The sequence below is a fragment of the Streptomyces sp. NPDC127595 genome, from assembly GCF_042671685.1.
Classification (GTDB): Bacteria; Actinomycetota; Actinomycetes; order Streptomycetales; family Streptomycetaceae; genus Streptomyces.
This window is the reverse complement of sequence record NZ_JBHXWK010000004.1, coordinates 95454-111867: the sequence shown is the minus strand read 5'-3', so window position 1 is coordinate 111867 and position 16414 is coordinate 95454. Positions and strand designations below refer to the sequence as shown.

13 protein-coding genes and 1 pseudogene are annotated in these 16414 nt (G+C 70.3%); 7 read left to right on the top strand and 7 right to left on the bottom strand.

Features of this window, described 5'->3' with window-relative positions:
- Window positions 1–21 precede the first annotated feature (21 nt).
- Genes ACFVKT_RS14670 through ACFVKT_RS14655 form a run of 4 tightly spaced genes read left to right on the top strand, consistent with a single transcriptional unit; the run spans window position 22 to window position 4653 of the window.
- A complete protein-coding gene (locus tag ACFVKT_RS14670) occupies window positions 22–1101 on the top strand; it encodes a thiamine ABC transporter substrate binding subunit (RefSeq protein ID WP_385731287.1) in 1080 nt (359 codons plus the stop codon).
- A complete protein-coding gene (locus tag ACFVKT_RS14665) occupies window positions 1077–2765 on the top strand; it encodes an ABC transporter permease (RefSeq protein WP_385731285.1) in 1689 nt (562 codons plus the stop codon). The genes ACFVKT_RS14670 and ACFVKT_RS14665 overlap by 25 nt, the downstream gene beginning before the upstream one ends.
- Window positions 2766–3785 (top strand): ABC transporter ATP-binding protein, encoded by a 1020-nt coding sequence (locus ACFVKT_RS14660; protein ID WP_385731283.1) that lies wholly within the window; start codon window positions 2766–2768, stop codon window positions 3783–3785.
- Window positions 3786–3843: 58 nt separating this feature from the next.
- Window positions 3844–4653 (top strand): maleylpyruvate isomerase family mycothiol-dependent enzyme, encoded by an 810-nt coding sequence (locus ACFVKT_RS14655; RefSeq protein WP_385731281.1) that lies wholly within the window; start codon window positions 3844–3846, stop codon window positions 4651–4653.
- Between the two features lie 223 nt (window positions 4654–4876).
- Here the strand turns inward: ACFVKT_RS14655 and ACFVKT_RS14650 are convergent, their stop codons facing one another.
- The 7 genes from ACFVKT_RS14650 to ACFVKT_RS14620 all read right to left on the bottom strand — a co-directional run bounded on the left by ACFVKT_RS14650 (window position 4877) and on the right by ACFVKT_RS14620 (window position 12531).
- Window positions 4877–5563 (bottom strand): LAETG motif-containing sortase-dependent surface protein, encoded by a 687-nt coding sequence (locus ACFVKT_RS14650; RefSeq protein WP_385731279.1) that lies wholly within the window; start codon window positions 5561–5563, stop codon window positions 4877–4879.
- A 158-nt stretch (window positions 5564–5721) separates the two neighbouring features.
- On the bottom strand, window positions 5722–6843 hold the full coding sequence (locus ACFVKT_RS14645; RefSeq protein ID WP_385731277.1) for an LOG family protein: 1122 nt from the start codon (window positions 6841–6843) through the stop codon (window positions 5722–5724).
- Between the two features lie 798 nt (window positions 6844–7641).
- Window positions 7642–8049 (bottom strand): VOC family protein, encoded by a 408-nt coding sequence (locus ACFVKT_RS14640; RefSeq protein WP_385731275.1) that lies wholly within the window; start codon window positions 8047–8049, stop codon window positions 7642–7644.
- 109 nt (window positions 8050–8158) lie between these two features.
- Window positions 8159–9688, bottom strand: coding sequence for a hypothetical protein (locus tag ACFVKT_RS14635; protein WP_385731273.1), 1530 nt, complete (start codon window positions 9686–9688; stop codon window positions 8159–8161).
- Window positions 9670–10407, bottom strand: a complete 738-nt coding sequence (locus ACFVKT_RS14630; protein ID WP_385731271.1) for an ABC transporter ATP-binding protein — start codon at window positions 10405–10407, stop codon at window positions 9670–9672. The genes ACFVKT_RS14635 and ACFVKT_RS14630 overlap by 19 nt, the downstream gene beginning before the upstream one ends.
- 241 nt (window positions 10408–10648) lie before the next feature.
- Window positions 10649–12031, bottom strand: a complete 1383-nt coding sequence (locus ACFVKT_RS14625; RefSeq protein ID WP_385731269.1) for an aspartate aminotransferase family protein — start codon at window positions 12029–12031, stop codon at window positions 10649–10651.
- Window positions 12016–12531 (bottom strand): Lrp/AsnC family transcriptional regulator, encoded by a 516-nt coding sequence (locus tag ACFVKT_RS14620; protein ID WP_384468262.1) that lies wholly within the window; start codon window positions 12529–12531, stop codon window positions 12016–12018. Before ACFVKT_RS14620 ends, ACFVKT_RS14625 begins: the two co-directional genes overlap by 16 nt.
- A 225-nt stretch (window positions 12532–12756) precedes the next feature.
- Here ACFVKT_RS14620 and ACFVKT_RS14615 point away from each other — a divergent pair, with 225 nt between their 5' ends.
- The 3 genes and pseudogenes from ACFVKT_RS14615 to ACFVKT_RS14605 all read left to right on the top strand — a co-directional run bounded on the left by ACFVKT_RS14615 (window position 12757) and on the right by ACFVKT_RS14605 (window position 16368).
- On the top strand, window positions 12757–14196 hold the full coding sequence (locus ACFVKT_RS14615) for a gamma-aminobutyraldehyde dehydrogenase (RefSeq protein ID WP_385731267.1): 1440 nt from the start codon (window positions 12757–12759) through the stop codon (window positions 14194–14196).
- 94 nt (window positions 14197–14290) lie between these two features.
- On the top strand, window positions 14291–15094 hold the full coding sequence (locus tag ACFVKT_RS14610) for a sensor histidine kinase (RefSeq protein ID WP_385731264.1): 804 nt from the start codon (window positions 14291–14293) through the stop codon (window positions 15092–15094).
- 82 nt (window positions 15095–15176) lie between these two features.
- Window positions 15177–16368 (top strand): annotated as a pseudogene (locus tag ACFVKT_RS14605) (PotD/PotF family extracellular solute-binding protein).
- Window positions 16369–16414: the final 46 nt, after the last annotated feature.

Genomic DNA, 16414 nt, shown 5'->3' with positions numbered 1-16414 from the left:
GGTCATCCCAGGAGGAATTCAGTGAGCAAGAAGAAGACGATCACGGCCGTCGTGGTCGGTCTGGGGCTCGTCACGCTCTCCGCGTGCGGCTCGTCCGACAGCGGGAGCAGTGACGCTGACTCCAAGGCCGTGACCCTCGTCAGCCATGACTCCTTCGCCTACTCCAAGGACGTGCTGAGCGCCTTCGAGAAGGAGTCCGGGTACACGGTCAAGGTCCTCAAGGACGGCGACGCGGGGCAGGCCGTCAACAAGGCGATCCTCACCAAGGACAACCCGCAGGGCGACGTCTTCTTCGGCGTCGACAACACCCTGCTGTCCCGCGCGCTCGACAACGGGCTCTTCCAGTCGTACGACGCCAAGGGCTCGGACCAGATCCTCCCGGAGTACCGGGTCGACGAGGGCAAGCACCGGGTGACGCCCATCGACACCGGCGACATCTGCGTCAACTACGACAAGGCCTACTTCAGCGAGCACAAGCTGACGCCGCCGCAGTCCTTCGACGACCTGATCAAGCCCGAGTACAAGAACCTGCTCGTCACCGAGAACGCCTCCACCTCCTCGCCGGGCCTCGGCTTCCTGCTCGGGACGGCCGCGAAGTACGGCGACGACGGGTGGCAGGACTACTGGACGAAGCTCAAGGCCAACGGCGTCGAGGTCGTCGACGGCTGGGAGCAGGCGTACAACGAGGACTTCTCCGGGTCCGCGGGCGGCAAGAAGGCCAAGGCGGACCGGCCGCTCGTCGTCTCGTACGCCTCCTCGCCGCCTGCCGAGGTCATCTACGCCGACCCGAAGCCGACGACGGCCCCGACCGGCGTCGCGACCGGCACCTGCTTCCGGCAGGTCGAGTACGCGGGGCTGCTGAGCAACGCGAAGAACACCAAGGGCGGCGAGGCGCTCATCGACTTCCTGATCACCAAGAGGTTCCAGGACGACATGCCGCTGAACATGTTCGTCTACCCGGTGGTGGAGGGCGCGAAGGTGCCGGCCGAGTTCACGGAGTTCGGGCCGCAGGCCAAGGACCCCGAGACCATGGCCCCCAGCAAGATCGCCGAGAACCGTGACCAGTGGGTCAAGTCGTGGACCTCACTCGTACTGAAGTGACGCCCCGGGAGCGTAGCGGCTCCCGCAGGCAGTCCCGTCGGGGAAGCGCGGCGCGGCTCGGGCTCATGGCCCTGCCCGTCGCGTTCTTCGGCGTCTTCTTCGCCTACCCCGTGGCGGCGATCGTGGCCCGCGGCCTCAAGGCCAACGGGGTCTGGCAGCTCGGGCGGATCGGGGATGTCCTCGCGCAGTCCGACATCCGGCACGTGCTGTGGTTCACCACCTGGCAGGCGCTCGCCTCGACCGCGCTCACGCTGCTGATCGCACTCCCCGGCGCGTATGTCTTCGCGCGCTTCGATTTCAGGGGCAAGCAAGTGCTCCGGGCGGTGGTGACCGTGCCGTTCGTACTGCCGACGGTCGTCGTCGGCACGGCGTTCCTGGCGCTGGTCGGCCGGGGCGGGCTTCTGGACGAGCTGTGGGGCGTACGGCTGGACACCACTGTCTGGGCGATCCTGCTCGCGCATGTCTTCTTCAACTACGCGGTCGTCGTCCGGACGGTCGGCGGGCTCTGGTCGCAGCTCGACCCGCGTCAGGAGGAGACCGCCCGGATGCTCGGCGCCTCCCGGTTCGCAGCCTGGCGGAAGGTGACGCTGCCGGCCCTGAGCCCGGCCGTGGCCGCCGCCGCGCTGATGGTGTTCCTCTTCACCTTCACCTCCTTCGGTGTGGTGCAGATCCTCGGCGGCCCCACCTTCTCAACCCTCGAAGTCGAGATCTACCGGCAGACCTCGGAGATCTTCGACCTCTCCACGGCCGCGGTGCTGACGATCATCCAGTTCGTGGCGGTCGGCGCGATTCTCGCCGTGCACGCCTGGACCGTACGGCGCCGGGAGACCGCCCTGCGGCTGGTGGCCCCGGAGACGACCGCACGCCGGCCGCGTGGGGCCGGGCAGTGGGCGCTGCTGGCGGGGGTCCTCGCGACCATTGCCGTGCTGCTGGTGCTGCCGCTCGCCGTCCTGGTCCAACGGTCCCTGGACGCGCCCGACTTCGGGTACTACAGGGCACTGACGTCCGACGACAGCGGCATCTTCCTCGTCCCGCCGATCGAGGCGATCGGCAACTCGCTGCAGTACGCATTCGCCGCCACCGCCATCGCCGTACTGATCGGCGGTCTGGCGGCCGCGGCCCTCACCCGGCGTGCGGGCCGTCTCGTACGGGGCTTCGACGCGCTGCTGATGCTGCCACTGGGGGTGTCGGCGGTGACTGTCGGGTTCGGGTTCCTGATCGCGCTGGACGAGCCGCCGCTGAACCTCAGAAGCAGTTGGATCCTGGTGCCGCTCGCGCAGGCACTGGTCGGTGTCCCCTTCGTCGTACGGACGATGCTGCCCGTGCTCCGGGCGGTGGACGGGCGGCTGCGGGAGGCCGCCGCGGTGCTCGGGGCGTCGCCGTGGCGGGTGTGGCGCGAGGTCGATCTGCCGATGGTGCGGCGGGCGCTGCTGGTCGCGGCCGGCTTCGCCTTCGCGGTGTCCCTTGGCGAGTTCGGGGCGACCGTCTTCATCGCACGGCCCGACAACCCGACGCTGCCGGTCGCCGTGGCTCGGCTGCTCGGGCGCGCGGGTGACCTGAACTACGGCCAGGCGATGGCTCTTTCGACCATCTTGATGGTGGTGTGCGCGGTGGCGCTGCTGCTGTTGGAGCGGGTACGGACCGACCGGACCGGGGAGTTCTAGATGCTGCTGAGCCTTGAGACCGCGACCGTACGCTTCGGCGGGCGGGTGGTGCTCGACGCCGTCGACCTCGGGGTCGCCGAGCACGAGATCGTGTGCGTACTGGGGCCGAGCGGCAGTGGCAAGTCGACGCTGCTGCGGGCGGTTGCCGGGCTCCAGGCGCTCGACGCGGGCCGGGTGCTCCTCGACGACCGGGACCAGGCGCAGGTGCCCGCGCACCGGCGGGGCGTCGGCCTGATGTTCCAGGACCACCAGCTCTTCCCGCAGCGGGACGTGGGCGGCAATGTGGCCTTCGGGCTCCGGATGCACGGGGCGAACAAGGGCGAACAGGCCGTACGAGTACGGGAGTTGCTGGAGCTTGTCGGGTTGCCGGGCGCCGGGCGCAGGGCCGTCGCCTCCCTCTCCGGTGGTGAGCAGCAGCGGGTCGCGCTGGCCCGCGCCCTCGCGCCGCGCCCCCGGCTGCTGATGCTCGACGAACCGCTCGGCCAGCTCGACCGCTCGCTGCGCGAACGCCTTGTCGTCGAACTTCGTGAGCTGTTCGGCGAGTTGGGTACGACCGTGCTCGCCGTCACGCACGACCAGGGCGAGGCCTTCGCGCTCGCCGACCGGGTGGTGGTGATGCGCGAGGGGCGAATCGCCCAGTCCGGTACGCCACTTGAGGTCTGGCAGCACCCCGCGGACGCGTTCGTGGCGCGCTTCCTCGGCTTCGACAACGTGGTCGACGCGATGGTGAGCGGGGTGGCCGCGGACACCCCGTGGGGGAAGGTTCCGGTGCCGGAGAACACCCCGCAGGGGCCCGGCACGCTGCTTGTGCGGCCCGCGGGCGTACGTGTGGTGGACGCGTCGGAGGGGCTGCGCTGCACCGTGGTCGCGCGGACCTTCCGGGGCACCCATGTCGCCGTACAACTGCAGCCGGAGGACGCGCCACGGCTCGAAGCGGCGTGCACGCTCAGGGACGCGCCGGTCCCCGGTGACCAGGTCGGGGTCGAGTTCGACGCCGCGGAGACCGTCGTCCTCGGCTGACCGCCCGGGCCCGAAAATGACGTACTCGCAGAGCCCTCCGCCGCATAAAGTGCTGCTCATGACGTCACTCGGAGTGCTCGGGCATGAACGCTATTGCGACTCGATCGAGGCGCAGGTGCGGCAGTTGAGGGATGTGGTGACCTCGGACGGCGTCGAGCTGTCCGCCACCGTGCCGACCTGCCCGGACTGGTCGCTGGAGCGGCTGCTTCGGCATACCGGCGGGGCGCTGCGCTGGGCCGAACTCCTCGTCCGTAAAAGGGTGCAGGAGTACACCCCCGACGAGAAAACTCCCCTCGCCCCGGGGCCGAAGGTCGACGGTGATCCGGCGGCCTTGGACGCCTGGCTCGCGGAGACCGGCGAGATGCTCGTCGGCACGCTGCGGGAGGCGGGGCCCGATGTGAAGGTCTGGGGGTGGGCCGGGGTTCTCAACTCCGGTTTCTGGGCGCGTCGGATGACGCACGAGTTGGCGATCCACCGCGCCGACGCGACACTGGCCGTGGGGCTGCCGTACGAGGTCGATCCCGATGTGGCCGTCGACGCGATCGACGAGTGGCTGGGGATCGTGGAGTACATGCAGCGGACTCAGCCGCACGAGGCGGCACGGGAGCTGCGCGGAACGGGGCGCAGCATCCATCTCCACGCCACAGACACGAGCCCCGAGTTGAACGCCGAGTGGGTCGTCGAACTCACCGAGGAGGGTGTCGTATGGCGGCGCGGTCACGAGAAGGCGACCGTCGCGCTGCGGGGTCCGCTGACCGACGTACTGCTGGGCTTCTACCGCCGACTGCCGCTGGACGGCGGGCGGTTGGAGGTGCTGGGAGAGCGGGAGCTGCTGGAGTTCTGGCTGGAGCGGGCGACGTTCGGGTAGGTCCAGATCCGGGTCCGGGTCCGGGGTCCGGGTCCAGGTCCAGGTCCGGACCCAGGTCCGGGTTCGGGTCCAGGTCCAGGTCCAGGTCCGGGTCCCGCGTCGCGGGTGCGCACCAGGGGTACGCCCCGAATCGCGGGTGCTCGCACGGGTTAAGGGTCACCACAGGCGTGTGGCCCGCCTCCTCGGTGAGGGGGCGGGCCACACGTTTCGTACGGTGTGAGGATCAGGCCTTCGTCGCGCCACGGCGGCGCATGCCGTAGAACACCGATCCGCCACCGACCAGGACGAACGCACCGGCGATGCCGGCGATCACCGGGGTGTTGGAGTTCGCACCGGTCTCGGCGAGGTTGGACTCACCGGCCGCGGGGGACGGAGCGTTGCTGCCCGTCGTGGCGGGGGCGGTGGTGCTCTCGGCGGGCGACGGGGTCGCCGAGTCCGAAGGCGTCGCCGACGGGGAAGGCGTCTCCGAGGCCGGAGGCGTCGAGGCCGGCGGAGTGGTCTCCGTGGACGTGCACGCCTTGTCCGGCGTGATCAGGTTCGGGGAGATGTCCTCGTCGACGGCGTTGTTCTCCGCCTTGATGTGGACGCGGTACTCGGCCTTGGGAGCCCAGTCCTCCGAGAACGTGACGATGGCGCCCTCGCGGGTGCCGACCACGGTCTCCTCGCCGACGAGCTTCGCGTCGGCGCCGTTCGACTCGAGGTAGACCGACACGGTGGCCTTGACGCCCGAGGCGTCAACGTCCTTGACGGTGATGATGCCCTTCCCGTTGTCGTCGCAGTCGGCGACGGCGGTGAAGTCCTTAATGTTGCAGGCCATTGCGTTGCCGGCGACACCGAGCGCGAGCGCGGCCGTCGCTGAAGCAACACCGAGGATTCGCACAGAACGTGCGGTACGGCGAGATATGGACACGATTGCCCTTCACGGGGATGCGCAACTGCGGGGGGTGAGAGGGGCGTTCTGCTGCTCTGCTGCCACAACAGCGCCCCCAGTAGCCTCACTGGTTTATAAGCGCCAGCTAAGGGCTGTCAATGCATATGCCCTGCCAAGGCGCTGCCTTTACCTTGTCGTTAACCACCGAGACGTTTGAGAGCGGCCGGAGCGTCCTCGATACGGTCAACAAGGGCGATTCGGGACTCCATCGCCCGCTCGCGGGCGAGCGACTGGAGGAGGGGCCAGGTGGGGTGTTTTTCGGTCCAGTGGGCGCGGTTCACGAGAACCATCGGCGTCGGCTCGCCACGGGACTCGTAGTAGTTCGGCGTCGCGTTGTCGAAGATCTCCTGTACGGTCCCGGCGGCGCCCGGCAGGAAGACGACGCCCGCGTTCGAGCGGGCCAGCAGGCCGTCCTCGCGGGTCGCGTTGGCGAAGTACTTGGCGATGTGTGCGGCGAAGGCGTTCGGCGGCTCATGGCCGTAGAACCAGGTGGGGATACCGACCGAGGGGCCGCCGGCGGGCCAGCGTCCGCGCACTTCGAAGGCGGCGCGCGCCCAGTCGGTGATCGAGGGGGCGAACGACGGCGCCCGCGCGAGGAGTTCGAGGGCCTCGCCGAGCATCTCGTCGTCGAAGGGGGCCGCGTACGCGCCCAGGTTCGCCGCCTCCATCGCACCCGGGCCGCCGCCGGTGGCGACCGTGTAACCGGCGCGCGCCAGCTCACGGCCGAGGCGCGCCGCCCCCTCGTACGCCTGCGTGCCCCGTGCCATGGCGTGGCCGCCCATCACGCCCACCACCCGCGCGCCGACAAGGAGTTCGTCGAGCGCGTCGGAGACCGCGTCGTCGTGGATCGCGCGGAGCATCGACGAGAAGACGTCGCCGTCGGCCTTGGTCTGCTGGAACCAGGCGTACGCGCGGGCGTCCGGCGTTTCCTCGTAGCCCGCGTCGAGCCGTTCGAAGAGTTCACCGGGGGAGTAGAGCAGGCCACGGTAGGGGTCGAAGGGCAGGCCGGGGACTGGTGGGAAGACCAGCGCGCCCGCCGTGCGTATCCTCGCCGCCGCGTCGGGGTCCATCGGGCAGCCGAGGAAGACGGCGCCCGCGGTGTCCAGGGACAGCAGGTCCGTTGTACGGGCTGTCAGATCGACTGCCTGAACACGGAAGTGGGCGAGTGAGCCGTGCTTCGAGACGACCTCGTCGAACTCGTCGAGGGACTCGATCTCACGGTCATGGGAGGCGTGGAGGGGGGTCGGCTGCGGGTGCACGCGGCCATGCTAGGCGCATGGGCGGCGAGGTTCGGGGGCGGGCTGGGGAGGGGGCCGTCGTGAGGACGGGGCCGACGGGCTGCCTGGGCCGCCGTGGGTCGCCGGGGCGGCCGTGGGCTGAGGGATCGCGGCGGGCGGTGGGGTGCTCTGGGCCTCGGGTTGGGCGGGGTCGTTGCGGTGCCCGGTGCCCGGTGCCCGGTGCCCGGTGCCCGGTGCCTGGGGGTGTCCTGCGCCGCCCGCGACACGGCGCCCGGCTCTGCTGTCCGCTGCCTGCGGCCGAGCTTGCCGCCCGCATCTGCCGCTTGCGGCCCGCTGCCTGCGGCCGTGCCTGCCGCCCGCGCCTGCAGCCTGCTGCTTGCGGCCCGTGCCTACATACCGCTTGCGGCCCGTGCCTACTGCTTGTCGCCCGCGTCTGCTGTTCGCCGCCCGCGGCCCGCGGCCGTGCCTGCCGGCCGCGTCTGCTGTTCGCCGTCCGCAACCTGCGGCTGTGCCTGCTGCAGGCTGCGTGCCGCTCGCGCCTACAGCCTGCTGCTTGCGGCCCGTGCCTACTGCTTGTCGCCCGCCTCTGCTGTTCGCCGCCCGCGGCCCGCGGCCGTGCCTGCCGGCCGCCTCTGCTGTTCGCCGTCCGCAACCTGCGGCTGTGCCTGCTGCAGGCTGCGTGCCGCCCGCGCCTACAACCTGCCGCTTGCGGCCCGTGCCTGCCCTCAGCGGACGTCCCGCCCGCCCTCGCCGCCCCGCCCCGTACACCGCCCATGTCCTCTGCCGAGCGGGCTCGGACGCCCGTGTGCCCGCGGTCGGTCAGCCCTGGACCGCTGCCGGGTCCATCCACATGACCTCCCAGGTGTGGCCGTCAGGGTCGTCGAAGGCGCGGCCGTACATGAAGCCGTGGTCCTGGGTCTCGCCGGAGGCCGAGCCGCCTGCCGCGATGGCGTTGTCGACGAGCTCGTCGACCTTCTCGCGGCTCTCGGCGCTCAGACACAGCAGTACCTCGCTGGTCTTGGTGGAGTCCGCGATCTGCTTCTTCGTGAAGTCGGCGTAGCGCTGCTTGCTCAGCATCATCGCGATGATCGTGTCGCTGATCACCACGCAGGCGCAGTCGTCCGTCGAGAACTGCGGGTTGATCGCGTAGCCCAGCTCGGTGAAGAACTTCTTGGAGGTGTCGACGTCGGCGACGGCCAGGTTCACGAAGATCATCTGCTGGTACATGTCCAGGTCTCCCATCGGTGCGGTACGGCGCTGTGGTGTCGTTCGCAGGGATAGACCGGGGGTCCGCGCGGAACTCATCGCTCGGCGCGGACTTTTCTCCTTCGGGCGGTCAGCCGACCAGGGGGAGCGCGGCGAGTTCGGCGACCGCCCAGGTCAGCGGGCCGAATACGGCGAGCAGCGCACCCACGCGCAGGGCGGCGGCGCTCCGCAGCACGGTCGCGGGCGCGCCCAGCCGTAGCAATGCCGCCGTGGTGTCCGCGCGCTCCTGCCTGGCCTCCAGTGCGGCCGTCGCCAGGGTTAGGAGGGTGCACCCCGCGACCACCAGGGCGCCGAGGGTGGTCAGCGGACCGAAGTCGGGGCGTGCGCCGGTGTAGAGCGTGGCCACGGCGTACCCTCCCGATGCCACCGCGCACACCACGCCGAGCGGCTGCCCGATCCGCCGCGCCTCCGCCTGCAGCACCCGCCCGGCGAGCAGCCGCACCGCGCCCGGCCGGACGGCCTGGAGCAGCCGCCCGCAGGCGTAGGTGATCGCAGGCCCGGCAAGAGCCAGGCCGACAGCGGTCAGCGCCCAGCCGACCAGCACCCCGGCGGGGCCGCCCGCGAGACCGCCGGGCAGCGCGAGACCGGGGGCCGTGCCGGAACGGCTCGCGTACGTCTCCACGGCGAGGCCCGCCGCGAGCACGGCGGCGCCCCAGGGAAGGCCGCTCGGGGTGGTCTGCGAGGTGGGAGGGAGCCCCGGGACTTCGAGGAGACGCGGGTCCTGGGAAGAAGCGTCGTGAGTGCTCGTGCCGGTGCTGTCCGCCGGGTTCGCGTCGCTGCGGGGGCCGCCCGCGCGGTCGTATGCGGTCGCGTCTTGCGCGGCGGCGCCGGTGATGTCGTACGTGTCCGGGTTCCTGGCGGTGCCGACGCCGGCGATGGCGTACGTGTCCGCGTTCTCGGTGGAGCCGGTGATGTCGTAGGAGTCGATGGTCCCGGTGGCGTCGGACTGGTCGTGCGCCCGCGTGTCCTTTTCGGCTCGCGGGAGGCCTTTCCCCGCATGTCGGGGCGTGCGCCGGGATGCGCGCGCCGGGGCGCTGCCCACCGCGCCCGCGCGTGCCGCGAGCCATGCGCCCCCGCGGCGTACCGTCGCGTCCCGTGGCCGCAGTACCACCGCGCTCGCCGCCGAAGCCGCCAGCGGCACAAGTGCGAGCAGGGTCAGCGCGGCGGGCAGCGGGAGCGGCTGGTCTGCGGCGAGGAACTCCGCCGCCGCGCCGTCGAAGGGCATCCCCGTCAGATCGCCGCGCAGGTGCAGGAAGAAGAGCAGGGCGAGCAGCGAGCCGAGGGTGGTGGACAGGGCGGTGGTGACCGCCGCGATGGCCATCAGACGGCCGGGGCCGAGGCCGATCGCCGAGAGCCCGGGGCGCGGCCGGGTGCCCGGGTCGGTGCGGGCGACCGCGACCGCGAAGTACACGGTGGCGGCCAGCGGAGCGACGCACCAGGTCAGGCGGAGCACCGAGGCGGTCGAGGCGTCCGGATGCGCCATCGCGTACCCCAGCGTGCACAGCAGCAGGAAGCCGGTGCTCGCCGACGCGGCGGTGACCAGGAGCCGGCGCAGCTGGACGAGGGGGTCGGCCCTGCGGGCTAGACGGAGAGCGAGCACGCGGCCCGGCCTTCCGACTCGGCGACCGGGGGAAGGTGGACGGTGTTCACGCGCCGTCCGTCCAGGAGCGAGACCGTGCGGTCGGCGAGCGCCGCGGTCTCCGCGTCGTGTGTGGCCAGGACGACCGTGATCCCGTGCGAACGGGCCGCAGTGGTGAGCGTACGCAGCACATGGGCGCGGTCGGCGCGGTGCAGCGGGGCGGTCGGCTCGTCGGCAAAGAGCACGGTGGGCGAGGGGACGAGCGCGCGGGCGACGGCGACGCGCTGGCGCTCGGCCTGGAGCAGCTCGTGCGGGCGCTTGCGGGCGCAGTTGCCGATGTCGAGGCGCTCCAGCCACTCCAGGGCGGCGGTCTTGGCCGCCCGGCGTCCGCAGCCGCGCAGCATCAGCGGCAGCGCCGCGTTCTCCCAGGCGTTCAGCTCGGGGACGAGGACCGGGCTCGGGTCGATCCAGCCGAAGCGGTCGCGGCGCAGCCGTTCGCGGGTGAGCGGTCCCATGGTGTGCACGGGTGTGCTGTTGAACCAGATCTCGCCCTGGTCCGGCAGGAGCTGGCCCGCCAGACACCGCAGCAGTGTCGTCTTGCCGCTGCCGCGCGGGCCGCCGACGGCGAGGATCTCGCCCTCCCGGACGCCGAGCGAGACACCGCTGAGCGCCGGCGAGCCGTTGTGCTTGACGTGCAGGGCGCGTGCCCAGATCACGTCGTTGTCGGGCGGGGCCACCATCGCGTACACCTCGTTCAGATCTGATTTGCGCTGCCTGAGCGGCTTCGGAGGAGTGCGTCCGCACTTCCCCGAGCTCGCTCGGTCCCCCGGTCGGGGGAACGAAGGCAAGGCCGATCGGTCACTGGGCACGCTAGGGAGTCGGGGCCGGGAGGCCGGACAGCACGCGGCCCCGGGCGGCCCATTCTCACTCGAACGGGCGGCACCGGGGCCGATGTTGATCAGCTGATCAGTTCCGCGGCGTCTACAGCTTCGTCCACGCCTCCGTCAGTACCTGACGGACGATCCCCTCGATCTCGTCGAAGGTCGACTGGTCGGAGATCAGCGGCGGCGACAGCTGGATGACCGGGTCACCGCGGTCGTCGGCGCGGCAGTAGAGGCCGTACTCGAAGAGCTTCTTGGAAACGAAGCCGTAGAGCACGCGCTCCGACTCCTCGTCCGTGAAGGTCTCCTTGGTGGCCTTGTCCTTCACCAGTTCGATGCCGTAGAAGAAGCCGTTGCCGCGGACGTCGCCGACGATCGGCAGGTCGTGCAGCTTCTGCAGGGTCTGCAGGAAGTTCGCCTCGTTGTCCAGCACGTGCTGGTTGAGGCCCTCGCGCTCGAAGATGTCGAGGTTGCTGAGCGCGACGGCCGCGGAGACGGGGTGGCCGCCGAAGGTGTAGCCGTGCAGGAAGGTGTTGTCGCCCTTGTAGAAGGGCTCGGCGATGCGGTCGGAGATGACGGTGGCGCCGATCGGGGAGTAGCCCGAGGTCATGCCCTTGGCGCAGGTGATGATGTCCGGGATGTAGTCGAACTTGTCGCAGGCGAACATCGTGCCGAGGCGGCCGAAGGCGCAGATGACCTCGTCGGACACGAGCAGGACGTTGTACTTGTCGCAGATCTCGCGCACGCGCTGGAAGTAGCCGGGGGGCGGCGGGAAGCAGCCGCCCGCGTTCTGCACCGGCTCCAGGAAGACCGCGGCGACGGTCTCCGGGCCCTCGAAGAGGATCTCCTGCTCGATCTGGTCGGCGGCCCAGCGGCCGAAGGCGACCGGGTCGTCGCCGTGGATCGGGGCGCGGTAGATGTTGGTGTTCGGGACCTTGTGCGCGCCGGGGACCAGCGGCTCGAAGGGGGCCTTCAGGGCCGGCAGGCCGGTGATGGACAGGGCGCCCTGCGGGGTGCCGTGGTAGGCGACCGCGCGCGAGATGACCTTGTACTTCGTGTGGTTGCCGGTGAGCTTGTGGTACTGCTTCGCCAGCTTCCACGCGGTCTCGACGGCCTCGCCGCCGCCGGTGGAGAAGAACACCTTGTTCAGGTCGCCCGGCGCGTAGTGCGCGAGGCGCTCGGCGAGTTCGACGGCCTTGGGGTGGGCGTAGGACCAGATCGGGAAGAAGGCCAGCTCCTGCGCCTGCTTGAACGCCGTCTCCGCGAGCTCCGTGCGGCCGTGGCCCGCCTGGACCACGAACAGGCCCGCGAGACCGTCGAGGTAGCGCTTGCCCTTGTCGTCGTAGATGTAGGTGCCCTCACCACGCACGATGGTGGGAACGGGCGCGTTCTCGTACGAGGACATGCGGGTGAAGTGCATCCACAGGTGGTCGTACGCGGTCTTGCTGAGGTCCTTGGTGCTCACGGTTATCGGGTTCCCCACATGTAGGTCTGTTTCTTGAGCTTCAGGTAAACGAAGCTCTCGGTGGAGCGCACGCCGGGGAGGGCCCGGATGCGTTTGTTGATGACGTCCAGCAGGTGGTCGTCGTCCTCGCAGACGACTTCTACGAGGAGGTCGAACGAGCCCGCGGTCATCACCACGTACTCGACTTCCGGCATCGCGGTCAGGGCGTCGGCCACCGGCTCCAGATCACCCTCCACGTTGATGCCCACCATCGCCTGCCTGCGGAAACCCACGGTGAGCGGGTCCGTGACGGCGACGATCTGCATCACGCCCTGGTCGAGCAGCTTCTGGACGCGCTGACGCACGGCCGCCTCGGAGAGGCCGACGGCCTTGCCGATCGCGGCGTACGGACGGCGTCCGTCCTGCTGGAGCTGCTCGATGATGGCGAGGGAGACGGTGTCCAACGAGGGACTGCCGTTCCTGGACTCGCGGGAGTCCCTGGGGTCTGCGCTTCGACTGGCCACGGCTTCACTGTGCACGACGTCTCGACGGATCCGCAAGGCCGATGCGATGAAATTCGTTGTTTAGAGGTGTGAGTGTTGCGGATTTCGCAGTTCTGGGGCGATCGGGGGTGTTGAAAACGTGGGCGCACGGATTAGGGTGGGTGTCTCAGTGAATGGACATCCCGACGTCACCGTCACCTGAGGTCATGGATGTCCGCAGTCATCTGAAGTCAATGGACACCCGAACCTGGAGGGCCGGCAGTGAGCACCGAGCTGCGTCGTCTGCGCAACTACATCGATGGTGAGTTCCGGGACGCCGCCGACGGGCGGACCACCGAGGTCATCAACCCCGTGACCGGCGCTGCGTACGCGACGGCGCCGCTGTCCGGCCAGGCGGACGTGGACGCCGCGATGGCGGCCGCCGCCGCGGCCTTCCCGGCCTGGCGCGACCAGACCCCGTCCGAGCGCCAGCGGGCGCTCCTCAAGATCGCGGACGCTTTCGAGGAGCGGGCCGAGGAGCTGATCGCGGCCGAGGTGGAGAACACCGGCAAGCCGATCGGGCTGACCCGGTCCGAGGAGATCCCGCCGATGGTCGACCAGATCCGCTTCTTCGCGGGCGCCGCCCGGATGCTGGAGGGGCGCAGCGCCGGCGAGTACATGGAGGGCCTGACCTCCATCGTCCGCCGCGAGCCCATCGGGGTCTGCGCGCAGGTCGCGCCCTGGAACTACCCCATGATGATGGCGGTGTGGAAGTTCGCCCCCGCGCTCGCGGCCGGCAACACCGTCGTCCTCAAGCCCTCGGACACGACTCCCGCCTCCACCGTCCTGATCGCCGACATCATCGGCTCGATCCTGCCCAAGGGCGTCTTCAACGTCGTCACCGGCGACCGTGACACCGGCCGGCTGATGGTCGAGCACCACACCCCGGCGATGGCCTCCATCACGGGCTCCGTGCGCGCGGGCATGTCGGTCGCCGAGTCGGCGTCCAAGGACCTCAAGCGGGTCCACCTGGAGCTGGGCGGCAAGGCTCCTGTGGTCGTCTTCGAGGACACCGACATCGCCAAGGCCGTCGAGGACATCTCGGTGGCGGGCTTCTTCAACGCGGGCCAGGACTGTACGGCCGCCACACGCGTGCTGGTCCAGGAGGCCATCCACGACGAGTTCGTGACCGCGCTCGCCAAGGCCGCCGCCGACACGAAGACCGGGCAGCCGGACGACGAGGACGTGCTGTACGGCCCGCTGAACAACCCGAACCAGCTCAAGCAGGTCTGCGGCTTCATCGAGCGCCTGCCCGCCCACGCCAAGGTCGAGGCGGGCGGCCACCGGGTCGGCGAGGTCGGCTTCTTCTACGCGCCGACCGTAGTGTCGGGCCTGAAGCAGGACGACGAGATCATCCAGAACGAGGTCTTCGGCCCGGTCATCACCGTCCAGTCCTTCACGGACGAGGCGCAGGCCATCGAGTGGGCCAACGGCGTCGAGTTCGCCCTCGCCTCCTCGGTCTGGACGAAGGACCACGGGCGGGCGATGCGGCTGTCGAAGGCCCTCGACTTCGGCTGCGTGTGGATCAACACCCACATCCCGCTGGTCGCCGAGATGCCGCACGGCGGCTTCAAGAAGTCCGGTTACGGCAAGGACCTTTCGGCGTACGGGTTCGACGACTACACGCGGATCAAGCACGTGATGACGTCGCTGGACGCGTAGCAGGGACGCATCAAGTGCGCGGCCCCGGACGGGAGTTGATCCGTCCGGGGCCGCGTTCTTCCCCCCTCCGCGAAGGTCAGGCGTTCTTGACCGCGTGGGTGAGCGAGGGGAGGCCCTCGGGGTCGCCGGGTTCGATGCGCTCGCTTCTGCCCTTTTCGGGCTGGCCCGGGCGGCCGGGCAGGTCGGGGATACCCGGCAGGCTGCCGGGTGCGGCCGGAAGGGTGATGCCGGCCTCCTTCAGAAGCGGTGCGCACTTACCCTCCAGCAGGCCATCGTGGATGTCGCGCTCGACGATCCGGATGCCTCCGTGGAGAGTCTGCGGGCCGCGTGCCTGCGGGTGCGCGCCGCGGGGCGGGAGCAGGAGCGGCTGATCGAGACGCTGCTGACCCTTGCGCGCAGCCAGCGGGGGCTTCAGCGGCGGGAGTTCGTCGACCTCGCGGAGGTCGTACGGGCGCGGCTGCCCGAGGGCGGGCCGCGGGTGGAGACCGACCTCGGCCGTGCCCCCGTACTCGGGGATCCGCAGCTGATCGAGCGCCTGGTCGTCAACCTCGCCGACAACGCCGTACGGCACAACCACCCCGACGGCGAGGAGAGCTGGGTCCGTGTGTGGACCGGGCTCGACGGCGGGCGCCCGGTCCTGCGGATTGCCAACAGCGGTCCGGTGATCCCGCCCGGCCAGATGTCCGGGCTCTTCCAGCCGTTCCGCCGCCTCGGCGCCGAACGTGTCGGCAAGCGCGACGGTCTTGGCCTCGGCCTGTCGATCGTCGCGGCCGTCGTCGCCGCGCACGGCGGCACGGTCGAGGCTTGGTCGCGCCCGGAGGGCGGGCTGAGCGTGCGGGTCGGGTTTCCGCCGGGTGTGCCCGCTCAGCTGCCGGTCGCGGTCGGCCGTACGAAGTGATCGACAGGGTGTCGGTTCGGCGCCCGAGCGCTCGACGCAGCGTCCATTGTCCCGGCCGAGCCGAGGGCGGGATGCTGCCCGGGTGCCCGTGAACCGGAAGACCTCGACCCTGCCCCGCCGGTCCCTGCTGCGCGCCCTCGGCGGTGGCGCGGCGCTCGGTGCCCTGGCGGGGTGCGGGGTGCCCGCCGCGTACGTGTCGCCGGGCGACCGGGCCGGTGCCGACCTCTCCGCCCGCGACAAGCGGCTGACGTGGGCGAACTGGCCGCTCTACATCGACACGGACGACGAGAACACGACGAGGCGGCCGACACTGGACGCCTTCGAGAAGAGCACCGGGATCTCTGTCGACTACGTCGAGGAGATCAACGACAACGACGAGTTCTTCGGGAAGATCAGCCCGTCCCTGATGAACCATCAGCAGACCGGCCGCGACCTGATCGTCATCAGCGACTGGATGTGCGCACGCTTCGTCCGCCTCGGCTGGGTCCAGGAGATGGACCGCGCCAAGCAGCCGAACGTCACCAAGTACCTTGACCCGCTGCTGCGTTCGCCCGCCTTCGACCCCGGCCGCAGATCCACCGTGCCATGGCAGTCGGGGATCACCGGCATCGCGTACAACCGCCGCACGGTCGGCCGCGAGATCAGGCACGTCTCCGACCTGTGGGCGGACGACCTCAAGGGGCCGGGTCACCCTCCTCTCCGGCCTCGACGAGGCGTTCGCGCTGCTGATGCAGGGCAACGGCGTCGACATCACCGGATGGACGGCCGACGACTTCCACCAGGTCTGTGACCAGGTCGAGAAGTACGTGCACAACGGCCAGATCCGGCGCTTCACCGGCAACGACTACATCAAGGACCTCTCCAGCGGCGACGTCCTCGCCTGCCAGGCGTACTCCGGAGACGTGATCCAGCTCCAGGCCGACGACCCCGACATCCGTTTCGTCGTCCCCGAGGAGGGCGCCGAACTGTGGGCCGAGTCCCTGATGATCCCCAACCTGGCCCGTCACAAGGCCAACGCGGAGAAGCTCGTCGACTACTACTACCAGCCCGAGGTCGCCGCCGAACTGGCCACCTGGGTCAACTACGTCTGCCCCGTCCCCGCCGCCCAGGACGTCCTCGCCTCCTCCAAGGACGAGGACACCGCCGCCCTCGCCGAGGACCCGCTGATCTTCCCTGACGCCGGCATGCGCAAGCGGCTCGCGATCGCACGCGATATCGAGTCCTCGGAACGTACGGAGTTCGCGAAGCGGTGGAACGCGATCGCGGGGCTGTAGGTAGTGGGCTGGGGGGTGGGTGACCGGGTGACAGCAATGCCCCCTG